At 62.5% G+C, this 18,234-nt stretch carries 19 protein-coding genes; 6 read left to right on the top strand and 13 right to left on the bottom strand.

Going from position 1 to position 18,234, the window contains the following annotated elements:
• The 4 genes from FHW96_RS23680 to FHW96_RS23665 all read left to right on the top strand — a co-directional run.
• Positions 1-96 (top strand): SDR family oxidoreductase (locus FHW96_RS23680; RefSeq protein WP_172342360.1); only part of this gene is annotated, 96 nt, incomplete at its 5' end.
• A gap of 11 nt (positions 97-107) precedes the next feature.
• Positions 108-1,259, top strand: coding sequence for an alpha/beta hydrolase (locus tag FHW96_RS23675; RefSeq protein WP_172343034.1), 1,152 nt, complete (start codon positions 108-110; stop codon positions 1,257-1,259).
• On the top strand, positions 1,256-1,663 hold the full coding sequence (locus tag FHW96_RS23670; RefSeq protein WP_253951204.1) for a VOC family protein: 408 nt from the start codon (positions 1,256-1,258) through the stop codon (positions 1,661-1,663). Before FHW96_RS23675 ends, FHW96_RS23670 begins: the two co-directional genes overlap by 4 nt.
• Positions 1,663-1,971 (top strand): putative quinol monooxygenase, encoded by a 309-nt coding sequence (locus FHW96_RS23665; RefSeq protein ID WP_172343033.1) that lies wholly within the window; start codon positions 1,663-1,665, stop codon positions 1,969-1,971. Before FHW96_RS23670 ends, FHW96_RS23665 begins: the two co-directional genes overlap by 1 nt.
• Positions 1,972-2,212: 241 nt before the next feature.
• Here FHW96_RS23665 and FHW96_RS23660 read toward each other — a convergent pair whose 3' ends face one another.
• The 6 genes from FHW96_RS23660 to FHW96_RS23635 all read right to left on the bottom strand — a co-directional run bounded on the left by FHW96_RS23660 (position 2,213) and on the right by FHW96_RS23635 (position 8,293).
• Positions 2,213-3,283: a VOC family protein gene (locus tag FHW96_RS23660; RefSeq protein ID WP_172343032.1), complete on the bottom strand. Its 1,071-nt coding sequence runs from the start codon at positions 3,281-3,283 to the stop codon at positions 2,213-2,215.
• Between the two features lie 102 nt (positions 3,284-3,385).
• The gene (locus tag FHW96_RS23655; protein ID WP_172343031.1) at positions 3,386-4,504 is read right to left on the bottom strand and encodes an FAD-dependent monooxygenase; all 1,119 of its coding nucleotides are present in this window, start codon (positions 4,502-4,504) and stop codon (positions 3,386-3,388) included.
• Positions 4,505-4,516: 12 nt separating this feature from the next.
• The gene (locus FHW96_RS23650; RefSeq protein WP_172343030.1) at positions 4,517-5,542 is read right to left on the bottom strand and encodes a VOC family protein; all 1,026 of its coding nucleotides are present in this window, start codon (positions 5,540-5,542) and stop codon (positions 4,517-4,519) included.
• A gap of 131 nt (positions 5,543-5,673) precedes the next feature.
• Positions 5,674-5,901 carry a hypothetical protein gene (locus FHW96_RS23645; RefSeq protein WP_253951203.1) on the bottom strand — a complete coding sequence of 76 codons (228 nt, stop codon included), beginning with the start codon at positions 5,899-5,901 and terminating at the stop codon, positions 5,674-5,676.
• The gene (locus tag FHW96_RS23640; RefSeq protein WP_172343029.1) at positions 5,901-7,484 is read right to left on the bottom strand and encodes an NAD(P)/FAD-dependent oxidoreductase; all 1,584 of its coding nucleotides are present in this window, start codon (positions 7,482-7,484) and stop codon (positions 5,901-5,903) included. The genes FHW96_RS23645 and FHW96_RS23640 overlap by 1 nt, the downstream gene beginning before the upstream one ends.
• Entirely contained in the window at positions 7,481-8,293 is an 813-nt protein-coding gene (locus FHW96_RS23635) for an SDR family NAD(P)-dependent oxidoreductase (protein WP_172343028.1), read from the bottom strand. The genes FHW96_RS23640 and FHW96_RS23635 overlap by 4 nt, the downstream gene beginning before the upstream one ends.
• Before the next feature lie 103 nt (positions 8,294-8,396).
• Between FHW96_RS23635 and FHW96_RS23630 the strand changes: the two genes are divergently transcribed.
• Complete coding sequence (locus tag FHW96_RS23630; protein ID WP_253951202.1) at positions 8,397-8,828, top strand: helix-turn-helix domain-containing protein; 432 nt, start codon at positions 8,397-8,399, stop codon at positions 8,826-8,828.
• On the opposite strand, the gene FHW96_RS23625 is transcribed toward FHW96_RS23630, so the two are convergent.
• The 4 genes from FHW96_RS23625 to FHW96_RS23610 all read right to left on the bottom strand — a co-directional run bounded on the left by FHW96_RS23625 (position 8,825) and on the right by FHW96_RS23610 (position 13,865).
• Positions 8,825-9,832, bottom strand: coding sequence for a LysR family transcriptional regulator (locus FHW96_RS23625; RefSeq protein WP_172343027.1), 1,008 nt, complete (start codon positions 9,830-9,832; stop codon positions 8,825-8,827). The two genes, FHW96_RS23630 and FHW96_RS23625, sit on opposite strands and share 4 nt — an antisense overlap.
• 10 nt (positions 9,833-9,842) lie before the next feature.
• A complete protein-coding gene (locus tag FHW96_RS23620; protein WP_172343026.1) occupies positions 9,843-10,763 on the bottom strand; it encodes an NAD-dependent epimerase/dehydratase family protein in 921 nt (306 codons plus the stop codon).
• Positions 10,763-11,395: a hypothetical protein gene (locus tag FHW96_RS23615; protein WP_172343025.1), complete on the bottom strand. Its 633-nt coding sequence runs from the start codon at positions 11,393-11,395 to the stop codon at positions 10,763-10,765. The genes FHW96_RS23620 and FHW96_RS23615 overlap by 1 nt, the downstream gene beginning before the upstream one ends.
• Before the next feature lie 85 nt (positions 11,396-11,480).
• Positions 11,481-13,865, bottom strand: coding sequence for a TonB-dependent receptor (locus FHW96_RS23610; protein ID WP_172343024.1), 2,385 nt, complete (start codon positions 13,863-13,865; stop codon positions 11,481-11,483).
• A 153-nt stretch (positions 13,866-14,018) separates the two neighbouring features.
• Here FHW96_RS23610 and FHW96_RS23605 point away from each other — a divergent pair, with 153 nt between their 5' ends.
• Positions 14,019-15,158 carry an FAD-dependent monooxygenase gene (locus tag FHW96_RS23605; protein ID WP_172343023.1) on the top strand — a complete coding sequence of 380 codons (1,140 nt, stop codon included), beginning with the start codon at positions 14,019-14,021 and terminating at the stop codon, positions 15,156-15,158.
• A 16-nt stretch (positions 15,159-15,174) separates the two neighbouring features.
• On the opposite strand, the gene FHW96_RS23600 is transcribed toward FHW96_RS23605, so the two are convergent.
• The 3 genes from FHW96_RS23600 to FHW96_RS23590 all read right to left on the bottom strand — a co-directional run bounded on the left by FHW96_RS23600 (position 15,175) and on the right by FHW96_RS23590 (position 18,187).
• Positions 15,175-16,860, bottom strand: a complete 1,686-nt coding sequence (locus FHW96_RS23600) for a GMC oxidoreductase (protein WP_172343038.1) — start codon at positions 16,858-16,860, stop codon at positions 15,175-15,177.
• The gene (locus tag FHW96_RS23595; RefSeq protein ID WP_253951201.1) at positions 16,860-17,423 is read right to left on the bottom strand and encodes a gluconate 2-dehydrogenase subunit 3 family protein; all 564 of its coding nucleotides are present in this window, start codon (positions 17,421-17,423) and stop codon (positions 16,860-16,862) included. Before FHW96_RS23595 ends, FHW96_RS23600 begins: the two co-directional genes overlap by 1 nt.
• A gap of 107 nt (positions 17,424-17,530) precedes the next feature.
• Positions 17,531-18,187 (bottom strand): TetR/AcrR family transcriptional regulator, encoded by a 657-nt coding sequence (locus FHW96_RS23590; RefSeq protein ID WP_172343022.1) that lies wholly within the window; start codon positions 18,185-18,187, stop codon positions 17,531-17,533.
• Between the last annotated feature and the right edge of the window lie 47 nt (positions 18,188-18,234).

Genomic DNA, 18,234 nt, shown 5'->3' with positions numbered 1-18,234 from the left:
GATATCATGGGACCCGTCCTCTTCCTCGCCAGCGATGCCTCCGCCCTCATCACAGGAACCTCCCTCATCGTCGATGGCGGCTGGACTGCGGATTAAAGGATAAGCCAATGTTTGAACCCTTTCCCGGAAATTACGTGTGGAATCTGGCCACCAATCTGGCGCTGGTCTGCGGCGGCAATCATGGCGAGATCGACGAAGCCTGCCGCCCGGTGCGCGAGGCCGCCAAGGCCGGGGCCGATGCCGGTTCGGCGCTCTTGTTCGACAGCTGGATCGCGGTGGCCGATCAGGTGGCGAAGAATGCCGATGATGATCTGGCCAATGGCTATGCGCTCTCGGCGGGCACCAAATATCTGCGTGCCTCGGGCTATTATCTGGCGGCCGAGCGTATGCAGGCGCGCGATTACGCGCCGCGCTGGGCGGCCTATGATCGCGGGCTCGAACTGTACCACAAGGGTTCGCAATTGCGCGGGCTGCATGTGGACAAGGTCGAGATCCCCTATGAGGGTTCGGCCTATACCGCGATCTTCGTCCATGACGGATCGGGCACGCCGCGCCCCACGCTGGTTTCGGTCAACGGCCTCGATTCCATGAAGGAACAGGTCAATATGGCGGGCCATGGGCTGTCCAACCTCGAGCGCGGCATGAACACGCTGTTCCTCGACCAGCCCGGGACCGGCGAGGCGATCCGCAAGCGCAATCTGCCCGCCGTCTATGATGCCGAGCGTTGGGGGTCGCCTGCTTTCGATTATCTGCTGACGCGCAGCGATGTGATCCACGACAAGATCGGCATCTTCGGCCTGTCCTTCGGCGGCTATCACGCGCCGCGCATCGCCGCCAACGATCCGCGCTATGCCCTGTGCGCGGTGATGGGCGCCAACCATGTCTGGGGCGAGCGCCAGCGCCAGCGCGTGGCCAACGAGGGCGAAAACCCCGTGCCGCATTACTGGGACCATGTGCTGTGGGTGTTTGGCATGGAGGACCGCGACGCCTTCCTCGATTATGCCGATCAGATCACGCTCAACGGTCAGGTGGAAAAGATCACGGTGCCTTTCCTGATCACCCATGGCGAGAATGATCGCCAGATCCCGGCCTTCAACGCCCATCTGTCCTACGATCAGGCGGTCAACAGTTCCAAGCGGACCTTGCGCATGTTCACCAAGGAGGATTTCGAGGTCGAGCATTGCGGCGCCGACAATGGCACCGGGATGCGCGATTATATCGCCGACTGGTGCGCGGCCACCTTTGCGGAGATGGGATGATGGCGCAATTCTCCTTCCACCACGCGGGCGTTTCGGTGCCCTCGTTGCAGGAGGCGATTGACTGGTACGGTCGCGCGCTGGGCTTTGAAGTGGAAAAGCGGTTTTATATCGAGGCCGCCAAAAGCCGCACTGCCATGCTCTGCAAAGGCCCGCTGCGTTTCGAGATTTTCGAGGTGGAGGGCGCTGCCGCTCTGCCCGAGGATCGCCGTCATCCGCCCGCCGACTTGCGCACCCATGGCAACAAACATGTGGCCTTTCGCGTGGCCGATCTGGAAGAGTTCCTGAACGAAATGGAGGAAAAGCAGGTCGATATTGCCTTTGTCGTGCGTGAAGCCTTTGGTAAAGGCTGTTTCATCCGCGACTGTGCGGGCAACCTGATCGAATTTGTCGAGGAGCCGAACTGATGGTCTTTGAAATCGCCCGCATCACCATCGATCCGGCCCGCGCCGAGGATTTCGAAGCCGCCGTGGCCCAGGCCGAACCGCATTTCCGCGCCGATCCGGGTTGCACCGGCTTTGCCCTGCAACGCGTGGTCGAGGAACCGGGTGTCTATCATCTGCTCGTCGGCTGGACATCGGTTGAGGCGCATAATGTCGATTTCCGCAGCACCGACAATTTTGCCAAGTGGCGCGCGCTGGCCGGGCCGTTTTTCGTTGAGCCGCCCAAGGTGGTGCATGTGGAGACGGTGATCGGGGAGGCGGGGGTTAAGTAAGGTTTGCCTCCGGCGGGCAAAGGGCGGGGGCCCTTTGCAATCCCGTTAATGAAAGCGTCTCGTTGAAAGCGGGGCGCTTTTTTCGTTTGGGAAAGCCTGCGGCGCGCTGAGGTCATCTCGTTGGCGCCACAGGCTTTGCAAATTCTAACGTCGCGTTCGACACAAAACGCCGAACCCTATGCGCGACAAAGACAGTAACGGGAGCGCGAGGGACGAGTCCCTCGCATCAACCCTTCACTTCTTAAATCGCATGCTCGTCATCTTCGGTGATTTCGGCCAAAGCTCCTTCCACCGCCTGCTTGCCGGGTTTAACCTTGCGATAGGGTTCAAAGCTCTTCCGATCCGCGTCGAACTGCATGTCCCAGGGAATGTCGGGCCCGCGGAAAATCGGCGGCGCATTGTTGGCCCAGAGCAGCGAGCCGAAGCGGAAATCCCACGCGCGCGGCACCCAATTGTCGTCCAGATAGTCGGTGTCGGCGTGATATTCGGCCTCGCCGCCCTTGCCGGGAATGTCGCAGTAATAATAGATGGCCGACGAGATGCGATGGCGCGAGATACCGCCCGAGGAATTCATGCTCTCGTTCTTCCAGCCCTTTTCGACCATCAGGTTCGCGCCCAGCATGACTTCGTCAATATCGTCCATGCCAAAGGCGATATGCATGAATTTGAAATTGTCCGGCGCAAAGGGCAGGTCGCAGTTCACCCAGAAGATCGAGTGATGCTCGAACGTGCCGCCCGCGCGCGAAAAGATGCCAACGCCGCGTGAATGGTCGATATAGCGAAAGCCCAGATGGCGCTCGTAGAATTCAAACGAGCCGACATAATCGGGCGAAAAGAACACTACATGGTTGATCGTCTTGGGGATCGCCTTGTGGCGCCAGATTCGGTGCTGGTTGAAACGCGGATAGGAGGCAGGCGTGTTGACCGGGCTGGCTTCGGATTTGAACGCCCGCTTGGCCCAGACGCGGATGGCGATGGGCTGGCCATCGGGGCAGACGCAATGAACGGTGCCGTCCGCGTCGCGTGTTATCGCCACTTCGCCGGCCAGACTGGCGGCGATCTTTTCAAGGTTTTCCGCCGTATCCACGCCCCAGACCGTTTCCTTGACCCCATTGCCGGGGAAGGTATCGGGGCTGGGCAGGCGCGCATCGCCATGGGGCAACAGGATCACCCGGCTGCCCGAGGCAAGGCGGAACACGGCCTCGTTTTCGGTGATGCTCTCCACCGGCAGGCCGAAATCGGTCCAGAACCTGGCGTTCTGCGCCAGATCATCGACGCCGAACAGGACGGATTCAACGCCCAAGATGCTCATACAAATCTCCCCAAAGTTTGCGCCCTTATGATGGGGCGTAACCTTGGGGAGAAACGCATTGCATCGGATCGGTGCTATCGGTTTCGTTAAACCGGCCTTCGATCAGACAGGCTCGGCCAGCTTCTTGCGGATACGGTCGGTCACCTCCACCGGATCGCCCGCGCTTTCGGGGTGCATTTCCCATTCGCCCAACTGGATCGAGAAAGTGCCCACCAGCTTGGCCCGTTCAAACCGCCGCTCCATAAAGGCGCGCAGGGCCGCCGGAATATCGCCGCGCCCAAGTTCCTGCGCCAGCACCACCGCGTCTTCGACCGCCATGGCCGCGCCTTGCCCCAGATGGGGCGTGGCCGAATGGGCCGCGTCCCCAATCAGTACCACGCGGCCCTTATGCCACGGATCGGGCATGATGCAGGCCTCCAGCGGGCGATAGACCACCAGCGCCGGATCAGTGATCGCCTTGGCTGCCTCGCCCAGAATACCGCCGTAACCGGCAAGGCGTGCGCGCATTTCATCGGCCAAAGTTTCGGGGGCAAAGCGCGGGTTGCCCTTTTCCTCGACCACGGCAAAGATGTACATCTCATCGGGCGTCAGCGGGCAATAGCCGGCCTTGCCGTTAAAGCCATTGTGGCCGTTCCCGATGTAAATGTCGCTCCATTCGAGGCCCTCGGGGCGGGGCACATTATAGCGCCACACGCCTTGGCCGGTGAATTTCGGGGCGGCATCGGGAAAGATCGCCTTGCGCACCGCCGAATAATTGCCATCCGCGCCCACCACCAGATCATACGAACCGGAGGTGCCATCGGAAAAGCCCAGCTCCACATGGTCGCCATAATCCTCCATCGTGGTGAAGGTGACGCCAAGGCGCACCGGAATACCCAGTTCCTTCACCTTGTCGGTCAAGACCTTGTGCAGCGCGGGCCGCGTCAGGCCAAGGTCGGAGGGCAGGCCGTCAACCGCCGTATCGCCGGGCAATTCGGCAATCGTGTTGCCATTCACATCCACGAACCGCGCCCCGCGATAGGCATAGCCCGCCGCCACCGCCGCATCGCCCACGCCCAGCGCGTTCAAGGCGCGCACGAAATTGGCCTGCACGATGATGCCGACGTGATAGACTTTCCAGTCCTTGTCGCGCTCCACGACCTCGCATGCGATGCCGCGCTGATGCAGGCCGATGGCCAGAGCCAATCCGGCAACCCCGCCGCCGATGATGCAAATCGTCATGTTCTCTCTCCCTTATTCAGCCGCTTCGGCAAGGACGGGTTTCGGATCGGCGGGCAGATAGCGAAGCTGGTCATCGCGCGCATAGGCCACGTCCCAGACCGGCTCTTCCTGCAACCAATGGGGCAGGTCGTGCATATAGATCAGCGTGCCAAAGGCGCCGTCCCACACGCGCACCTTCCAGCTGTCGTCCACGCAATCGCAATCGGCGCCATATTCCATGTCGCCGCCCAGTTCGGGCACGGCGAGGTAAAGAAACGCCGCGCTGGTCAGCCGGTGGCGGCCAAGGCCCCACCCGCCCTCAAAGCTGTAGCCCAGACGGTCGAGGTGGTTCTTGCCCACCATGATCTCGTCAATGTCCTCGCATTCGAAATTGGCGTGGTGGAATTTGAGCGTGCCGTCGAAACCGGGCATGGGCGCATGGGCATTGGCCAGAAAGATGTTGTGATGCTCATAGGCCCCGTCGGCGCGCATATAGACGCCAAAGCCCTTCTGCACATCGGTCAGGCGAAAGCCCAGACGGTCGCGGTAATAGTCCAGCGCCTCCTGCACATCGGGAAAGGTCCAGACGGTGTGGTGAATGCGCTTTGGCACCGCGCGGGCCAGCCATTTGCGCGGTTGATTGAGGCGGCCGACATGGCCGGGCGTGTTGCTGGGGCTGGGGGCGCCATGGACGGCGCGGGGCTGCCAGACCTGAAGGCCGATGGCCTGGCCAAAGGGGGTGATGAAATGGGTGATGCCCTCGGCATCGACGCTCAGTTCGTGATCGCGCGACAGGTCGGCCGTCAGGCGCGCCATGGCCTCGGCGCTGTCCACGCTCCAGATGCATTCGTGGACGCCGATGCCGGTCTGCGCGCCGCCCTTGGGCAGATCGCCATGGCCGCGCAGCAGCAGGCGCACCTGCGCGCCATTCATCGTTTCAAAGCGGGCGCTGGTGGCGTCCGCTTCGATGGGCCGCAGCCCGTAATCGGTGAAGAACCGGCTGGTGGTGGACAGATCCTCCACCAGAAACACCAGCCGCCTTATGCCTGTGATCGCCATCTCGCGCATCTCCCTTTGCGTTGTGAGGGCAAGGATGATGCGCGAGGGGCGTGGGTTTCTTGATCTGGCTCAATCCGGTTTCATGGATTGAATGGGATTGGTCTATTGATGAAATCGAATTGTCTCTGGTTTTACTTGCGGAACAGCAGGGTAATCAGAAACCAGATGGTTTTGGCATCCAGCAGCTTTAAACCCGCGCGCGCCTGCTCCGGCGTCAGTTTGGCCACCATCGGCATCGCGCCAAAGATCTTGCCGCGGATGACCAGATCATTGCCGTCGCGCTCGATCCGGCGCACGGCCATCAGTTCCTTGTTGCTGGCGTCCAAAACCTTCATCGAAGGCGCTTTTTTCTCAGCCATCAGATAGGCCCCCCGCACACCTTGTCATAGTCAATGTCCATGTCGTCCATCATCTGGATCGCCGTGGCGCGCCCGGCGCCGAACACCCCGCCGCCCGGATGCATGAAGGGGCCGACCAGATAGAGGCCATCAATCCCCGGCACGCGGAAGCTGCCCAGATCGGGCGTGGGGCGGTGGGCCACCGATTGATACATGAAGGGCGCACAGCCATGGATGTCGCCCTTGATAAAGCTGGCCGGGCTGTCGCGTTCATGGTCGATGGGCGAGCGGATCAGGCGGCCGGTGATGTTGTCATCACTCAGGTTTGAATAGAACTTGCGATATTGCTCCAGCGCGCGGTCGGCAAATTCCTCCTTGCGCGTGTCCCACGATCCGGGCCCATCGGGGTACAGGTTATAGGGCGCAAAGTTCACCCCATAGAACACGCCCGCGCCCTCCGGCGCACGGCTGGGGTCAAAGATCGTGTTGTCACCGCCCGCGATCAGGCGGTGGCTGACTTCGCCCCGGCGCAGCTTGTCATATTCGAGCAGCATGTCGCGGATGGTGTAGAAATCCATCAGCTCGGTCATCATCGCGTTGGTTTCATTGCCGACCTTGAGCTTCAGCCTCTCCTTCAGCGTCAAGTGCATCAGGTTGATCGAGAAGGTGGACTGCGTGACGCGCTCGGCGCGCTGCAACACGGGCTCTGGCGTTTCGCCCACGAATTTGCGCAACACATGGGGATGGATCGCGCCGATCACGCCATCCTTGGCGCTGAACACCTCGCCCGTGGTCAGTTCAAGCCCGGTGGCCTTGCCGCCGCTGACGATCACGCGCGACACTTCGGCCCCGCAGCGCACCTCGCCGCCGAAATGCTCGATAGCGCGGACCAGCGCCTTGGACAATTGCCCCGAACCGCCCTTGGGCATCGAGCAGCCATAGGTATGGATGATCCCCGGCATCAGGAACGCGCCCATGCCGGTGCCCAGTTCATCGGGCATTTGCAGGTTTTCGGTCACCATGCGCACGATATGCAGCTTCAAGAGATCGCTCTCGAAATATTGCTCGACCACATCCAGCGCGCTGCGGCTCATCACATCGAGCAGGAAGCGGCCCTCGTCGGACTGGTCCATCATTGCCACGAAGGCGCCCATGGGGAAGGGCGGCGCATAAAGCCCGCCCATGAACATCGGCAGCGCCTCCATGCTGGCGCGGGCGAATTTGCGATAGGCCTCGGCATCGCGCGGGCTGAATTGCGCGATTTCCTCGCAGGTGCGGTCCAGATCCTTCCACGACCGCACAATCGTGCCATCTTCCCAGATCGAGGCATGGGGCAGGTCGGGATAGATATATTCCAGCCCGAATTTCGACAGCAGCCCCAGCTCGTCCTCACGCAGCATCGGGTTGCCCTGGATCATGATATGCACGTTGGAATGCTCATCATGCCAGTATCCCGGCTGGATCAGCTCGCGCGTGGAAACGCCGCCACCGAAATGGGGCTTGCGCTCCAACACCAGCACCTTCTTGCCCGCCTTGGCCATATAGGCCGCCGCGGTCAGGCCATTATGGCCGCCGCCCATCACGACGATGTCATATTGGCTCATGATGCGTGTCCTTCAAAAAAGCTGCGAAAGCCGCCAAGGCCGGGGACGTGTGACGTGCCGCCGCCATCGCATTCCACCGTATGCCCGGTGATGTTGCGCGCCGCGTCGCTGGCGAGGAACGCTACCGCCTCGGCAATATCCTGCGGATCGCCCAGTTGGTCGCGCAGGGTTTCATCCTCGACCACCTGACGCAGGGCGGGGGGGAAGGCCTCTTTCAGTGCGGGCGTCATGGTCATGCCCGGCGCCACGGCGTTGCACCGCACACCGGCGCGGCCATGGCTGGCGGCGATGGCGCGGGTCATCTGGATGATCGCGGCCTTGGACGAACTATAGGCCGCCTGAATGATATGGCCTTGCAAGGCCAGAGAACTGACCGTGTTGACGATATTGCCTTTTGTTTCGCGCAGATGCGGCAAAGCGGCGCGGCAGGCGATCATCGTGCCGCGCACATTGACGCGATAGGTCCGATCCCAAAGGGCGGTGGCCATATGTTCGATATCGCCATCCTGTTGCGCAATATCCGGCCCCAGCAGGGCCGCATTGTTGTGCAGAATATCCAGCCGCCCGAAATGCGCGAGCGTCTGGGCCACCATCGCCTCGATGCTGGCCTCATCCTCCAGATCGAGATGGATGGGCAAAGCGTCGGGAATGTCGGCGGCCAGGGCTTGCGCGCGTTCAAAGGCGATGTCGGCAATGGCGACCTTGGCCCCGCGCAGGGTCATCAATTGCGCCGTTGCCGCGCCGATCCCACCCGCGCCGCCGGTGATGATGGCGACCTTGCCGTCCAGCCTGATGGCATCATGGGCCATGGGCTACTTCTCCCTCTTGTTTGTCTTGCTGCAAACTGGTGTTACTCAGCGGGCGACAAAGCGGAAGAAGGCACTTTTTTGTGCCCAGCACAGGGTGGGGATTTTGGCATTACCCGATGATCTGGAACGCGGCATGGCGACATTGGCGGAGGAAATGGCGCGCTATGGCCATGACCGCGAGGCCCCCGTGCGCGAGGTCATGGCGCGGCTTGGGGATCGTTGGTCGATGCTGGTGCTGATCGTGCTGGCGATGGGGGAATGGCGCCATGCCGATTTGAAACGCGCGCTGGTGCGGCTCTCGTCCGAACAGGCGATTTCACAGCGTGTGCTGACGCTCAAACTGCGCAGTCTGGAACGGGACGGCTTTGTGCTGCGCACCGCCACCGATCATGTGCCGCCGCGCGTGTCCTATACGCTGACCCCGCTGGGGCGCGAATTGTCGGTTCAGGCGCGGCATTTGATCGACTGGGTCAATGCCCAGTCCGAAGCGATCCGTATCGCGCGCGCCGGTTTTGACGCGCGCGAAGACTCTTAGCCCTTTTCGCCCCGCATATTGGGGTGGTTATGCTGAAACTGTACGGCGATCTCGTCGCGCTTGGCCTCGGCAATCGGCACGACATTGGTAATGTCGCCCTTGTCCTCCTGCGCCATGGCCGCCAAACGCTCGACCACCCAGCGCAGCGCGCGGTCATTGTTGTTGGTGATATGCCATTGGATCGCCTCGCGGATCGGCGGAATATCAAACGGCACCTCGCGCAGCGTCAGCGGCAGGACCTTGACCATTTGCGAGGCAAGGCGGCGGTGCATCGTGGCGATCCGTTTGGTCCCCACCACCAGCGAGGTTTGCGACAGGAACGTGGGGGCGACCACCTCGATCCGGCGCTGGGTTTTCTGGCGGCGCACGAACCAGTCGTCGAAGGCCGGCGTCCGGCTTTTGCCGAAACGCGCGGTGACATGGCCCAGCGCGAAATATTTCTCGCGCGTCATCTCGCCCTCCATCGCCGGATTGGCGACATCGCCCACCACGACATAATCGTCTTCGAACAACACCTGGCTGGGGTGGTCCGAGCTGATCGCATAGTCGATGGTGAGGAGCAGGTCGATCTGGCCGCGCTCCAGCGTGTCGATCGGGCTGTCGCCCATCGGCTGGATTTCAAAGCGCATATTGGGCGCCTCGGCCTCGATCATCGCCAGCGCTCCCGCCAGCAGCACCTGCGTCGAATAATCCGAGGCCATAAAGCGGATCTGGCGGTCGCAGGTGGCCGGATCGAATTCGGGCGCGATGGCGATGGTGGAGCGGATCTGGTCCAGCACCGCGCGCACCGGCTCGATCAATTCCTCGGCCCGCGCGGTCAGCACCATTGAGCGGCCTTTGACCACCAGCAGTTCGTCGCCGAAATAATCGCGCAGACGGCCCAGCGCCGAAGACGTGGCCGATTGCGACAGGCACAGCCGGTCGGCCGCAAGGCTCACGCTCTTTTCCGCCAGCAGCACGTCCAATGCCACCAGCAGGTTGAGGTCCAGTCGCTGGAACCGCATCTCTCTCTCCTTAATCCAGCGTCTTGAGCGCGCTGGAAACCAGAGTAGCAAGATCGCCGTCATGCGCAAAGCCTGCCTTCTGTGCGGCCGGCGTAGACAAGGGCGGTTGTGCCGCAAAAGCCACTTCGAGCGCCGCATCGGGTTCATAGCGGACCAGATCGGCCGAGACGCCGCATTGAGCCGCGATTTCCCCGGCCAGATCGCCCATCGTGATCCGCTGAGCGGGCAGGGTGACGACATAGGTGGGGGGCAGGAGCGCGGTGTCGAGCAAGAGCGCATGGATGAAATTATCCGCGCAGCGCGCCACCGACTGCGCCCAGATCGTGCCGCCCGCCGAGACGGGGCAGGTAAACTCCTCGCCCGCTTTCAGAGCATGGAACAGGTTCGACATAAAGGCGCTCTTCATGCCGCTCGGCCCCTTGGGCCGCGCCAGAATGCCGGGCAGGCGCACCGTTACGCCCTCGATCATGCCGCGATTGGCGAACATCGCCACGGCATGTTCCATCATCGCCTTATGCGCGCCATAGATCATCTTGGGGCTGAGGGGCGTTGCATCGTCGACAAAAGCGGGCAGCGGATCGCCATAGACCGCAATCGAGCTGGCATAGACGAAGCGGGGTTTGTTGCCCGCCGCGCTGGCCTCCAGCAACAGGTCATACATGGCGTCAATGTTGATCCGGCGCGAGGCGGTCGGATCGGCCTCGGCCGCGCCGCCCGGCACCGTGGCCAGATGGATCACCGAGGAAACCCCGCCCGACAGCGCCTGGGCCCGCACATCCGCATCGCCCAGATCGCCCGCAACGATGCGCGCGCCATCGGGAATCCCCCCCGCGACCGTATCCATGGCCACCACCTCGCGGCCCTGCGCCAACAGGCGCGACACGATCTGGCGGCCGACAAAACCCCCGGCTCCGGTGACGATAACTGGCATCAGACTGGCTCCACGATATGTTGATAGCATGCATCGAGGCCGCGCCCCGTCACGCTAAGGCTGGTAAAGGGATTGCGGCGCGTATCGGTGACGACCTGGTACAGCCGGTAAAGATCGGGCAGGAACACCGCCCAATTGCCGATTTCCGTGGCCGCATGGGCGGCCCAGATGCGTCCGTCGGCATGGGTTTCGGGCTTGCGCAGGCCGATGGCGGTGGATGATCCGATCACTCCGCCCGCGCCGTCATCCTGCCATTGGTGCAACCGATAGCCCAGCACCTGATCGGTGTGGATATCGGCCTCGTCAAAGCCCAGACCGGCCACGATAATGACGTGATCAAGGCGGATGCGTTCACGCAGGGCTTCGGGCACATCCTCGATCCGCTCGAAACGGATGAACAGATTTTGCCGCCGCCCGTCATCCCATGTCTGGGGCGCATTATGCACCGCACCCAAAGGGTTGCCATGGCGCGGGGGAATGGGCCAGCTCAGCGGCTCATGCTGTTCCGGGTGCCACAGGATGAAGCCCTTTTCCATGTTCGACCAGAACCAGTCGATCTGATGCGCGCTGACGCCGGGCAGGGCCCAGTCGATATGCGTGCCCTGATCATCCTGATGCAATGTGTAATCCATCGCCCATTCTCCCAAACGACCGAAACCGCAGCGGCGCCGGTCTGCGCCGCTGCGGCCCGTTCATGCCATCATGCGATCCGGGGGATCAGAAATTGATCCCCACGCGCGCGCCAAAGTAGCGGCTGGAATCACGCGCGGGCTGGCCGATCACGTGGTTGCCGGTGGTGGCCCCGGCAAAGAAGTCCTCGGCATTGGTCAGATAGAACTTGTCGGTCACATTGTTGACGAAGAAGGTCAGCGTGGCCTTCTCGTCCTTGGTCTGGAACCCAAGGCTCAGGTCCATCAGGCCGAAAGCCTTCTGGAAGGTCTGCGGGTTCTGGTTGGCCTGAAGATAGGTGCCCGACCGATAGGACAGGTTGGTGCCCGCGATCAGGTTGAACTTTTCAAACGGGATCGTCTGGGCGATCTGGGCGTTGATTTTCAGTTTGGGGCTGGCGGGCATCGGCTTGCCCGACAGATCCTGCGCGCCGCTGGCATCGCACCCTTGCGCGGTGGTCTGGGTGGGCCAGCAAACCGCGCCCTTGAAATTGGTGAACTTGGCATCGATCAGCGCCGCCGACAGGCTGGCCCGCGTGTTGCCCTTCACATAGTTCAGGTCGGCTTCGATGCCCTGCGTCCGCGCTCCGGCATTGGCCAGGATCAGCACGCCGACCAGCTTCGACGTGTCGAAGATCTGCGCCTGATAGCCGCTGTAATTGGTGTAGAAGGCGGCCAGATTGAAGGTCAGGTGACGGTCGAGCAGCGTCGATTTCAGGCCCACTTCAAAGCTGTCGATATGCTCCTGCGCCACCGCTTTGCCAAAGGTGGCGATTTCGGCAAGGCCGGCCGTGGTGGTGTTGCCCGGCGCGATCGACCAGTCATGGACCGTGTTGAACGCCTTGGGCTTATAGCCGCGCGTATAGGAGGCATAGGTCATGATGTCGCGGGTCGGCTTGAACTGAATCGCCGCATCGCCCACCAGCGCACCCGAGCTGTCCGAGAAGTTCCACGTATAGCCGCCCTGGCCAAAGCCGCCGCTGCCATACTGGCCCGCCGCCGGGTTGAAATATTGCGTGACGTTCCAGCCGATCTTGTCCCAGTTATAGCGCAGGCCGCCCACGAAGGTCAGCTTGTCGTTCACATGGGCGGTGGCGCGGCCATAGATCGAGTAGTTCTTGGTGGTCGAGATATTGGTCTTGGCAATCGGGTTGAGCGACCAGCTGCGCAGACCATACTGGTTGACGGTCATGTCCGAATAGAACAGGCCGACCAGCGCGGACACCGGCTTTTTCGCATCGGTGGCCAGCTTGAACTCCTGCGTGGTCTGGCTGACATAGCCCTGCGCCGACTGAATATTGTTGAAAGGCAGCACCAGCGCCGAGGGCAGCGCGCCGATCCCGTTGAGGAAGGTGGCGAATTTCAGCGCCCAGTCGGGATCATTGCCCAGGAACACGTCCTGCGTCTGATACTGGCCCTCGTGGCTGTAGGCGGTGGTCGAGGTCAGCGTCAGATCGCCAAGGCGCCAGTTGATGACCGCCGAAGTGTCCTTGTCCTCATAGCGCGAGACCATCGTGGTATGGGTGGACAGCTTGGTGTTGCCATAGCCGATCGTATAGCCCGGATACATCGTGGCCGCGTCCAGACCCACCGGCGGGGCAAAGAAGAACGAGCCTGGTGTCCAGTATTGCACAGTGAAATTGGCGCCCTTCGACTTGGACAGCGCATAGTGGCCCATCACCTGCAGGTCGAGATTGTCGCTCAGCTCGAATTTCAGCTTGGCGCGCGTGCCATAGCTTTCCGCGCGGCTTTTCACGCCCGTGGTTACGTTGGTGATCGGATAGGGCGTGCGCTGATAATAGCCGGTCAGGCTATAGCTGACCTTTTCGCTGATCGGGCCAGAAGCGCGCCCGTCAATATGCCATTCGCCATCATTGGTGGTCAGCGCGTTGACCGCATATTGCGGCGTGGTGCTGGGCGCAACGGTCACGAAGTTGATGACACCCGCCGAGGCCGTGCGCCCGCCCAGCGTTGCCTGCGGACCTTTCAGCACTTCAAGCTGCGCCACGTCGGTGATCGTGTTGACGGCAAAGCTGTCGGCGGGAACGGGCACGCCGTCGACCTGGATCGACACGCCCGAGGTCAGGCCGATCGCGCCTTCGTTGGCATTGGTCGAAATGCCGCGAATACCATAGGGAACGCGGCCGTTGAACGTGCCCTTCAATTCCACCGAAGGCACCACGCGGTTGATGTCGGACAGGTCCACCACATGCGCGGCGGCAACCGCGGCCTGCGACAGCACGGCGGCGGCGACAGGGATTTCCTGAAGCTTTTCCGGGCGCTTCTGCGCGGTCACGATGATTTCGGCGGTGTCATTGCCGCCGCTGCGGGCGGGCGCCTGCTGCGCCATTGCCGGCATCGCGGTCGCCATGGCCAGCACCGAAGCCGAAACCGTGGCCGACAGGCACGCGGCATGGTTGACAAAAGTCCTCATAATCCTCCCCTTTATTCTCATCCCTGACGCGCTGCACACGTCTTGCATTCTTGACTAGCGCGTGGGCGCTCCAAGCTCACACCGATTGTATCAATAGGCATCCATCCATGGTTCGAATTTGCCTGTTGGCGCGCGCGCTCTAATTTCAGCACCATGGAACGGGAGAACATCAGCAGCGTCCATGAGGCGCTGATCGTGGGCGGCGGGATTGGCGGCATGGCTGCCGCTATCGCGCTGTCGGAGCGGGGCGTTAAGGTTGATCTGATCGATCTGGACCCGGAATGGCGCGTCTATGGGGCGGGGATCACGATCACCGGGCCAACCTTGCGCGCCTATCGTCGGCTTGGCCTGCTGGAGCAGATCAAAGCCCAGGGGGCCATCACCACAAAAACGCGCCTTTTCAAATATGACGGCACGCATCTGCACGATCTGGAAGAGCCGGTCATCGAGGAAGGCCTGCCCGCCACCGGGGGCATCATGCGCCCGGTGCTGCATCGGATTATGCAGGGGCGGGTGCGCGAGTTGGAGATCCCGGTGCGTCTGGGGCTGACGGTATCCTCGCTGGTCAATGTCGATGGCGGCGTGGATGTGACTTTTTCGGATGGTTCAACCGGCCATTACGATCTGGTCGTGGGGTCGGACAGCGTGTTTTCGGGCGTGCGCGAGCTGTCCTTCCCGCACATGGGCCCGGCGCAGCCCACCGGGCAGGGCTGCTGGCGCATCTCGATCCGCAAGCCGCCCGGCCTTGAATATGGCGAGTTCTACCTTGGCCACGCCAATCCCTGCGGCATCACGGCCTGCGCGCCGGATCAGGTCTATATGTGGATGCTGACCCCTCATGTGGAGCGCGAAAGCTTCATGGATGAGGAGGAACTGTTCAATGAATTGAAGCGCCTGCTGGCAGATTTCGGCGGCAATGCGGGGTGGATCCGCGACAATATGACGCGGTCCGACTGGATCAACTATCGCCCCCTGGCCGCCGTGCTTCAGCCCAAGCCGTGGCACAATGGGCGCATCGTGCTGCTGGGCGATGCTGTCCATGCCACAACGCCCCATCTGGCCTCGGGCGCGGGCATGGCGGTGGAAAGCGGCATCGTGCTGGCCGAGGAACTGGCGCGGGCAGGCAGCGTTGCGGACGGGCTGCTGGCCTATCAGGAACGCCGCTATCCGCGCTGCAAGGACGTGATCGACAGTTCCGTCTCGGTGGGTCGCCTGCAACTGGCGCATGGCGACCCGCGCGAACATGCCAAGATCCTCGAAGGCGCGCTTTCGCGGCTCAACGAACCGTTCTGATGGCGGGGCGGGCGCTTTAAATGGCGCCCGCCTTGATCAGCCCCACCGCATGATCGACCGCCCGCGCGGTCAGCGCCATATAGGTCAGCGAGGGGTTCTGGCAGGCCGATGAGGCCATTTGCGCGCCATCGGTGACAAACAGATTGGCCACATCATGGGCCTGACTCCATTTGTTCAGCACGCTGGTTTTCGGGTCATGGCCCATGCGCGCGCCGCCCATTTCGTGGATCGCCGTGCCGCCGGGACCGGGCCGGTCCATGCCAAACAGCACCTGTCCGCCGGCCGCCGTCAGCATCGCCCCGGCCTCACGCTTGGCATCGGCCAGAGCGGCCAGTTCCCCCGCGCCATGGGCGAAATGGATTTCAAGCTGAGGCACCCCCAGCGGATCGACCTGCTTTGACAGTGTCAGCCGGTTGGATGCGCGCGGCAGGCTCTCGGCAAAGGCGACCAGCACCATCCGCCACGCACCGGGCCCGCGCAGATCGCGTTTGAAATCCGCGCCGATCCCCGCCTGCTTCTTGCCGCGCCCCCAGCCCGATTGCAGCGCGCCGCCCTGAAACGAATAGCCGCGCGTGAAGCCATCGCCATCGGCCTTGTCCAGATTGCGAAAGCGCGGGATGACCACGCCCGTGGGCCGGTTGCCGAAACTGGTGCGCCCCTCAAACCCCGGCATCAGTGCCACGGCCGACAAAGTATTGGCATGATCCATGATATGCGTGCCCAAGACGCCGCTGCTGTTGGCCAGCCCGCCGGGCATTGCCTCATTGGCCGAATTGATCATCAGATGGACCGAATTGAACGCGCCCGCATTGAGGAATACGATCCGCGCGGTGGCGCTCTTGCGCTCGCGCGTCTTGGTGTTGACCCAGCGCACGCCGGTCACGCGCCGCGTTGCCGGATCATAATCCACCTTCTCCACCTGCGCATCGGTGATCACCGTCAACCGCCCCGTCTTGGTTGCGGCGGGCAGGGTGGAGGATTGCGTCGAGAAATAGGCGCCGAACGAACAGCCCCGGTTGCAGATGTCGCGCGATTGGCAAGGCGCGCGGCCTTCCTCCTCCTTGGCTTGCGTCAGATTGGCGGTGCGCCCGATCGTCAGACGGCGGTCGGGCCACTGTGCGGAGACTTTCTCGCGCACTGATTTTTCCACGGCGTTCAGCGCAAAGGGCGGCTGAAACTGGCCATCGGGCAGGGCGGCAAGACCTTCAGCCGCGCCCGAAACCCCGATGAAACGCTCCACCTTGTCATACCACGGCGCGATGTCGGCATAGCGGATAGGCCAGTCCGTCCCCATCCCATCGCGCGCATTGGCCCCGAAATCATAGTCCGACCAGCGATAGCACTGCCGCCCCCAGGTCAGCGATTTGCCGCCAAGCTGATACGAGCGGAACCATGTGAAGGCGCTGTCCGCCCCCAATTCATAAGGGTTTTCGCGGTCATTGACGAAGTGATCCTCAGTCCATTCGGTGAAATGGCGGTTGAGCATCTGGACCGCATGATCGCGCTTATAGCGCTGCGTATCGCCCCGCCCGCGAAAGGGCAGTTCCCACGGGGCCTTCATTTCGCGCGGGTAATCGCCATGGACGATCTCGCGCCCGCGCTCGATCATCAGCACTTTCAAGCCCGCCTCGGTCAATTCCTTGGCCGCCCAGCCGCCGGTGATGCCGGAGCCCACCACGATCGCATCAAATTCGTATTCCATCATCCGAACTCCACCGCCGTCCAATCGCTGGAATAGGCGCGCGCGCCGGGCTTCAGGGGGATGTCGGCATCCCACCGGCCCGGAATAAGGTTATATTGCAATTCCTTCGATGCTCCTGCCTCGCTGGTGTAATAGCCGGTCAGGATCAGCGCCTTGATCGCCACCCATGGGCTGGGCACGGCCGGAGGAGGCCCGGCGGGAAAGGCTTCGGCGTCGAGCTGGCCCAGGATTTTCACCCGCTGCGCCGGGGGCAGGGCGAGGAAATCGCGGCCCGCGCGGCGGTTCAATTCCTGATCCAGCCACAGGTCATAGCCCTGCGCCCCTTCCATCCCATGCGCGAAGGCCAGCGAGAGGAAGGCCCCGACGCCGACATCGCCTGCGCCGGGCGTATCGCTGCGCGGGATCACGATCTGCGCCACGGTTTTGAGCAGGAGTGCGATGCGGGGCGAGGGCGCTGCGGCCATGGCCGGAACCGGCAGGCCGGTGGCCAGTGCAAAGATCGCCGCCCCGGCCAGAAATTCGCGCCGAGTCGCCGTCGGCTGCTTGTGCCGCAATTGTTGCAAGATGCCTCTCCCAGCGGGTCGGGAGGGCGCAAGGGGCCGCCTCCCGATCTAAATCAGAATGATGGTTCTGAAATATCGCCGGATGGGGATGGCTGTCAAGCTGCCCGTCAAAAACCGGGAGGCGTGACCAGAAAGGCCGCGATCATGCGCGACAGGTCCTGCATCAGCACATCCCAATCGCCTTCCCACGCCGCCGTCGTGGCCGAGCCAAAGCCGAGATAGCGGGCAATCGTGGCGTAAAGGATGCGAAAGGCCGAATCGACCGCGCGCAGCGGATCGGGCTGTTTCATCTCCGCCGAATGCAGCAGCAGCGCCCCCTTGACCGCATTGGCCGTGGTAACAAAGGACGCCTTGCCCGTGGCTGCCACCAGCGGATCATTGGTCGCGCGCAGCATCAACGGGCGCATGATATCGGCGTTTTCCTTGAGCGTTTCGCCCACCGCGCGGGTCAGCGCCACCACCAGTTGGTCGAGCGTGCTGGCGCCATTGCGCGCCTCGTCCAGCATCGCGCCCATCTGTTTGTCGACTCGTTCCAGCACGCGCAACTGCACGGCGTGGAGCAGGGCGTCCTTGCTTTCAAATCGATTGTAAATCGACCCAATCGAAACTTTGCCCTTCTTGCTCACCTCCTGCAGGGTAAATTCATCCGAGCCCGCCGCCGCCATCAGCGCCTCGGCTGCGGCCAACATGCGTTCATACGAGGCCTTGGATCGGCCCTGAACGGGCGCGCGCAGGGCGGTGGAGAGGGCAACATCCTTGGTCATGACACGGTTCTTTTCCGGTTTGTGTCACTTTCGTCAACAAAGATCGC

The organism is Novosphingobium sp. SG751A, from assembly GCF_013149295.1.
Lineage (GTDB): Bacteria > Pseudomonadota > Alphaproteobacteria > Sphingomonadales > Sphingomonadaceae > Novosphingobium.
This window is presented reverse-complemented; position numbering and strand designations above follow the sequence as displayed.